Source organism: Bacillus sp. P4_E1, from assembly GCF_056401715.1.
Genome location: NZ_JBFUIV010000003.1, coordinates 402,446 through 408,445, shown reverse-complemented (window position 1 = coordinate 408,445; position 6,000 = coordinate 402,446). Strand labels below are relative to the sequence as shown.

6 protein-coding genes are annotated in these 6,000 nt (G+C 34.8%); 3 read left to right on the top strand and 3 right to left on the bottom strand.

Annotated features, from left to right (window positions below; genetic code table 11):
* The coding region (locus tag AC1DS7_RS06420; protein WP_476998854.1) for an acyl-ACP desaturase at positions 1-358 on the bottom strand (358 nt) is incomplete at its 3' end.
* Positions 359-989: 631 nt separating this feature from the next.
* Here AC1DS7_RS06420 and AC1DS7_RS06415 point away from each other — a divergent pair.
* Positions 990-1,289 (top strand): hypothetical protein, encoded by a 300-nt coding sequence (locus AC1DS7_RS06415; RefSeq protein WP_002030282.1) that lies wholly within the window; start codon positions 990-992, stop codon positions 1,287-1,289.
* Positions 1,290-1,555: 266 nt separating this feature from the next.
* Here AC1DS7_RS06415 and AC1DS7_RS06410 read toward each other — a convergent pair whose 3' ends face one another.
* Positions 1,556-2,410 (bottom strand): CvfB family protein, encoded by an 855-nt coding sequence (locus tag AC1DS7_RS06410; RefSeq protein WP_002011240.1) that lies wholly within the window; start codon positions 2,408-2,410, stop codon positions 1,556-1,558.
* 284 nt (positions 2,411-2,694) lie between these two features.
* Between AC1DS7_RS06410 and AC1DS7_RS06405 the strand changes: the two genes are divergently transcribed.
* The gene (locus AC1DS7_RS06405; protein ID WP_476998853.1) at positions 2,695-3,186 is read left to right on the top strand and encodes a YajQ family cyclic di-GMP-binding protein; all 492 of its coding nucleotides are present in this window, start codon (positions 2,695-2,697) and stop codon (positions 3,184-3,186) included.
* Positions 3,187-3,204: 18 nt separating this feature from the next.
* On the opposite strand, the gene AC1DS7_RS06400 is transcribed toward AC1DS7_RS06405, so the two are convergent.
* Positions 3,205-4,566 (bottom strand): alpha-amylase family glycosyl hydrolase, encoded by a 1,362-nt coding sequence (locus tag AC1DS7_RS06400; RefSeq protein WP_476998852.1) that lies wholly within the window; start codon positions 4,564-4,566, stop codon positions 3,205-3,207.
* 157 nt (positions 4,567-4,723) lie between these two features.
* Here AC1DS7_RS06400 and AC1DS7_RS06395 point away from each other — a divergent pair, with 157 nt between their 5' ends.
* Positions 4,724-5,956 (top strand): ammonium transporter, encoded by a 1,233-nt coding sequence (locus tag AC1DS7_RS06395; RefSeq protein ID WP_256484863.1) that lies wholly within the window; start codon positions 4,724-4,726, stop codon positions 5,954-5,956.
* Positions 5,957-6,000 lie beyond the last annotated feature (44 nt).

Below are 6,000 nucleotides of genomic sequence, written 5' to 3'. Positions count from 1 at the left end.
CACTTCGACTGAGTAGTAAATATGTCTCCAATAAATTCGAATCTTGATCCTCTACTGAGGTCCAAGAATGAATAAAGTCTGTAAGAACAGAAAGGGATCCTTTAAAGGTCGCCGATAAATACGTTGGAAACCATGGTAAATTCACTTCTTTTAATAAAGATGTCTCAATAGCCTTAATTACACCAGAAGGAAGAGTAACTTGACTTTCATCCCAATGAACTCTTTTAAAGTCCATTCCCTTATCCCATGGTAAAAACTCATGATAACCCCAGTCTATCTTCTGCGCTCTTATTTTATGTTGTTCATACAGTTCTTTTAAACGTGGTTCTAATCGGAAATCTAAATCATTTGTTAGCATATATAAGTGCCCCCTTTTTTATCGTAGATAGTCATTCTATTTTTACATTCATTTGTATCCTTAAAAATTTTCTACAAATAAATATTACTTTCCTTTTTTTAAGTCAAATACAACAAATTTTTAACAAACCACTTTAAGAACGCTTTATTTCTATATGATTTTTTTCATATCAAAAGGGAAACCGTTACATATATTGTCATTTTTTATAAAAAGGGTTCTGAGGCATACGATATGTTGCTTAGCCTAAATAAAAAAACTATCCTCAGCAAATAGAGGATAACATTCATGGATGAAGATACTCGTCATATTGTAAATCTTGGTGAGTATAAAAAGGTGCATATCCATAAAGAATCGTTTTATAATAAAGATTGATAAACAATTTATCTTTCATCCGTTTTCGTTACTTTCTAATTTTGTTATTGGTAGCAAAAACTTAAAAGATTAATGGCGTTTTATACACACTAACAATTTATTTAGATATAAGATATTAGATTAAGAAATTGCAAAATATATACAGTTGATAAGATAGCCTTAAACCACAATCCCCAACAAAATCACTGTACATTGGCTATGATGAGTTAGACCGAATTTTCGGAAACAGTATACAATACAAAGGAAAGAGGCGATAACCATGCAGTCAACGGAATCGTATATGAAGGAAAGACAACGTAGAGAAAAAATAGAAATAATATTTAATCACAGGGTAAAAGGAGAGAGTTATTTTCATGGTTCTTCCTATCAATGGAAAAACATTGTATATCAAAATTATAATAAGATACAACAAAAAGAGTTGGAAATTGAACAAATCATTTCGAAAATGGAAAAATCAGGAGTTCGTTTTACGCAGCACCGCTCGCTCATACACTATCCCATCATTGATTTTGTAAAATATATAGCTAAGATTTATAAGGAAACCCTCGAAACACAATAATCATATTTAAAGGAAACCTTTATAAAGTGTTTATTTTCGAAACTTTGTTAACTAAAAGCCCAAAAACTCATTTTAATATTCTTTTTATTCGAAATACTCTTCTTTCTTGTTATAATAAAAACCATAACGTATTCTAGTCGTTTGTATATCTTCAGATTTTGTGAATTTTATTACACCTTATTTACTTTTTATGTACTTTATAATAAAAAAAAGAATTATCTCTTCTCTTAAAAATTAAGAGAAAAAATAGTTCTTTTTCATTTATCTTATTTCTTAAAGTAAGTCCAGCCTTCTTCTTGGTAAATCTTTTCTTCTTTCATCAGTTTACCAAGTGCACGCTTAAATGCAGCCTTACTCATATTGAAACGTTCTTTAATGTCTTCTGGGTTGCTCTTATCCCAAAACGGCATTGCTCCGCCTCGTTCTTCCATATATGCATAAAGTACTGCTGCATCATCTTCCATTCCTTCTTCTTTACGAGGAAGAAGTGAAATGTTAATTGTACCGTCGTCTTTCACGTCAATAATACGACCTGTTACACGCTCACCGATGCGGACTTGTTCTTTTCTTTCTGTATGGTGTAAGAAAGCACGGAAATGCTCGTCAGTTAGTATGAATGAACCAACTTGAAGTGAGCGATACACACGTCCATTTACGTTTTTATTACGCATAGATGGCGTTGCATCTACGATAATTTCTTGCATATCACTGTCTCTTGCCGGAAGAGCAATTAAACGATCACGATTCGTTAATTTTAACGTACAATATAATTCGTCGCCTTCCTGAGGCCATACTGGCATATAAATTGGAAACTCATCAAGTGGAATTAGTATATCTTTTGATACACCAATATCAACAAACACACCTAAACTAGGAATAACTTCTACAACCTTTACCCAATTCCAATCATGTGTTGTAATAATTGGTTCCTTCATTGTTGCTGAAATACGATTTTGGTGATCAAGGTATAAGAATACATCAATCGTATCGCCTTCTGCAATTTCTCCAGCTAATTCGTTTTTATGTAGGAAGATTTCTTCCTCTTCGTTTCCAACCATATATCCGATTTCCGTTTCGCGTAAAACAGTTACCTGTTCAATCGATCCTAATTGCAAATACATATTTTTTAATTCCCTTCTATATATATAAAATTATCTTTTTTATCATTCCAAACAAAAGTTAATTATAACACGATTTTTCCTTTATTTGTCCAACTGCCCAAAATTCACTATAATTAAATAAAGACTGTATCTATAGGACTATATTCCCCTACGGATGACCCGTCAAAACACTTAAGTTGCAACACTCTATCTAATCGATGTATTTTCCGCTATACTTTAATATGTATATTACATAGCCTATTTAGGTGCATGAAAAGATAGAAATTTATTTGGAGGTGCTAACTATGGCAAAAGAGAGTTCTTTTGACATCGTTTCGAAAGTAGAATTACCTGAAGTAACAAACGCAATTAACATCGCATTAAAGGAAATCCAAAACCGATATGACTTTAAAGGTAGTAAAAGTGATATTAAATTAGAAAAAGAAGTACTTGTTTTAACTTCTGATGACGAGTTCAAATTAGACCAAGTAAAAGACGTTCTAATTTCTAAACTTGTAAAACGTAACGTTCCAATTAAAAACTTGGACTACGGAAAAGTTGAAACTGCATCTGGTAATACTGTTCGCCAACGTGCAACTCTGCAACAAGGTATCGATAAAKATAACGCGAAAAAAATTAACAACATCATTAAAGAAATGAAATTAAAAGTAAAAACGCAAGTACAAGATGACCAAGTACGTGTAACAGCGAAAAGCCGTGATGACTTACAAGCAGTAATCGCAGCCGTTCGCAGCGTCGACTTACCAATCGACGTACAGTTCATTAACTACCGCTAAGAAAAAAAGATCCTCTATCTATACAGAGGATCTTTTCTTTTTAACCGCAATTAAAAAAGCAATAAATAATACGTTCACACCGACTATTAAGGAGATAAACAACCAATTCACACCTGTTTCTTCGCTAACTTTATACACATTCGACTCTTCGCGCTTTAAAACAAGATAGAACTTTCCGTTTTCTTCTCTTATAATTTCGTCTTCTAACAATCCTCTTAACTCTTGTTTTTCACCAATTGCACTTACAGGTAAGGAAACCTTTTTCGTCTCTTTCGTATTATTAATCGCTACTAGTGTTACTTCATCTTTATACTTTCGTTTTAATATACTCATTCCATCTTTATCATATAGAAGTTCAAACGTACCACGTCGTAAAGATGGTCTCGCTTGTCTAAGTTCACCTAGCTTCGTTATGTGCTGCATAAACTTTTCATCAGATTTGAAATCCATTAATCGTCTATTATCTGGAGCATCTCCCCCATCTAATGCGATTTCAGTTCCGTAATAAAAATTCGGTATCCCCGGGGATGTTAATAAGTAAGTGATCGCTAGTTTTAAACGAGACGGCGGGTAATACATATTTTCTTTTGCAATACGTGCAAATCGCTTTGTTTCTTGATTATCTAAAAACGTAGCGAATTCCTCTTCTTTTCCACTCACATCATATAAAGGTTTCACAGACATATCTGCTTTTGAAAATGACTCTACTATTTTTTTATAGTACTCATTATCTTCCTTTGTCATAATGTGAAAATCTTTCTTTACCTTCTGCAAATCCTTTTGCACTTCATCCCAAAAAGCACGCGGCTTTTTTTCACTATGTATCACATAACTTCCGTCTAAATCGACTTCTTTTATCCACCATTTCATCGAGTCTATTAATTGTTGTTCATTTTCTTCATACGGAAATTGAAAGACAACTTTCATTCCTTTTTTGTGAGCCTCATTTACAAGTTCTTTCACATCATTTTCTGTTCCGAAATGTTCATTTACTTTTTGAAAATTTCGAACGCTTAATCCGTCATACTTTTCACTTTCAAAAAGCGGCGAAAGCATAATAGTAGTAAATCCCATTTCTTTTATGTAGTCCAATCTTTTTATAATCCCACGTATATCTCCGCCCTGATACTCTTCTAAATTACCAACGTCTAACTGTTTGTCATTTTTCGATTCTCCGTTATTAAAGCGATCAATCATAATGGAATATATAACTTCATCTCGCCATTCCCTTTTTTCTTCCGCAAAAGTATGTACTGGTACAAACAAAATAACAGCTAAACAAAAACAAATGAATAGTTCCTTAGTCCATATTTTTTTCACACGCATCCCCCAAACTTCCAATTGTAAGAATATTATACCAATTTTTAGAGCAAATCGCATACGTTGATTTTATCCCCCAAAAATACATCATGTTAGGTTTTCTAACATCAACTAAAAAGTTTTCTGAATTTTTAGTTGATTTTTCTTTTTATTTCGAATATGATATGAAACATAACATATAGATGTTATTTTTTCTAACATCATAGGAGGAGAGAGAATGAATACGGGAGATACAGTTTTTATTTTTGTAACGACAGTAATGGTCATGTTGATGACACCAGGATTGGCACTTTTTTATGGGGGTATGGTTCGCAGTAAAAACGTACTCAGCACGACAATGCACAGTTATAGCGCAATGGCTATCGTTTCGATTCAATGGATTGTTATCGGTTATTCTTTATCATTCGGGCCAGATTGGCACGGACTTATCGGCAATCTCGATTGGTTCGGTCTAAACGGAGTTACCTACGCACCAAACCCAGACTACTCATCTACTATTCCTCACAATTTATTTATGATGTTCCAACTCATGTTCGCTATTTTAACTCCCGCTTTAATTTCAGGGGCATTCGCCGAAAGAATGCGATTTTCTGCCTTTCTTATTTTTATCCTTCTTTGGACAACAATCGTTTACAATCCTGTCGCTCATTGGGTATGGGGCGTTGGCGGATGGCTGAGAGAACTCGGGGCGCTCGACTTCGCTGGTGGTAATGTCGTTCATATCACATCTGGCGTTGCTGGTCTTGTATTAGCTATTTTTCTTGGAAAACGAAAAAACATAAGCGGCACCTCCCCTCATCATTTACCATTTACAATGTTAGGCGCAGGCTTACTCTGGTTCGGCTGGTTCGGTTTCAACGTCGGTAGTGCATTATCTTTAAATGACGTAGCTTTAACTGTATTTATTAATACAAATATAGCCGCCGCTGCCTCAGCTCTAACCTGGATGCTTTCTGAATGGTTCTTCCAATCAAAACCGACTGCGATGGGAGCTGCTTCCGGGGTTGTTTCTGGTTTAGTCGCAATTACGCCGGCTTGTGGATTCGTTACACCTTTCTCCGCTCTTCTTATCGGAGCAATTGGCGGTATATTATGCTTCGGAGCTGTCTTCTTCTTAAAAAACAAATTCGGATACGACGATACACTCGATGCATTTGGATGCCACGGCATTGGAGGAACTTGGGGCGGTATTGCAACTGGACTATTTGCTACTACTACTATAAATAGCGATGGTGCTAACGGATTATTTTACGGAAACGCCACTCTCCTTTTCAAACAACTTGTAGCAATCGGAGCAACATATGCATTCACAATCATAATGACGTACGCCATTATTAAGGCTATTAACTTCTTCCTTCCTGTTCGCGTCGATGAGCACGAAGAACAAATGGGGCTTGATATTTCGATGCATGGGGAGAAAGCTTATGAGTATACTGAGCGAGTAAATTAAAAAAGAGATGCAATCTATTAATAGTAGATTGCATCTCTTTTATC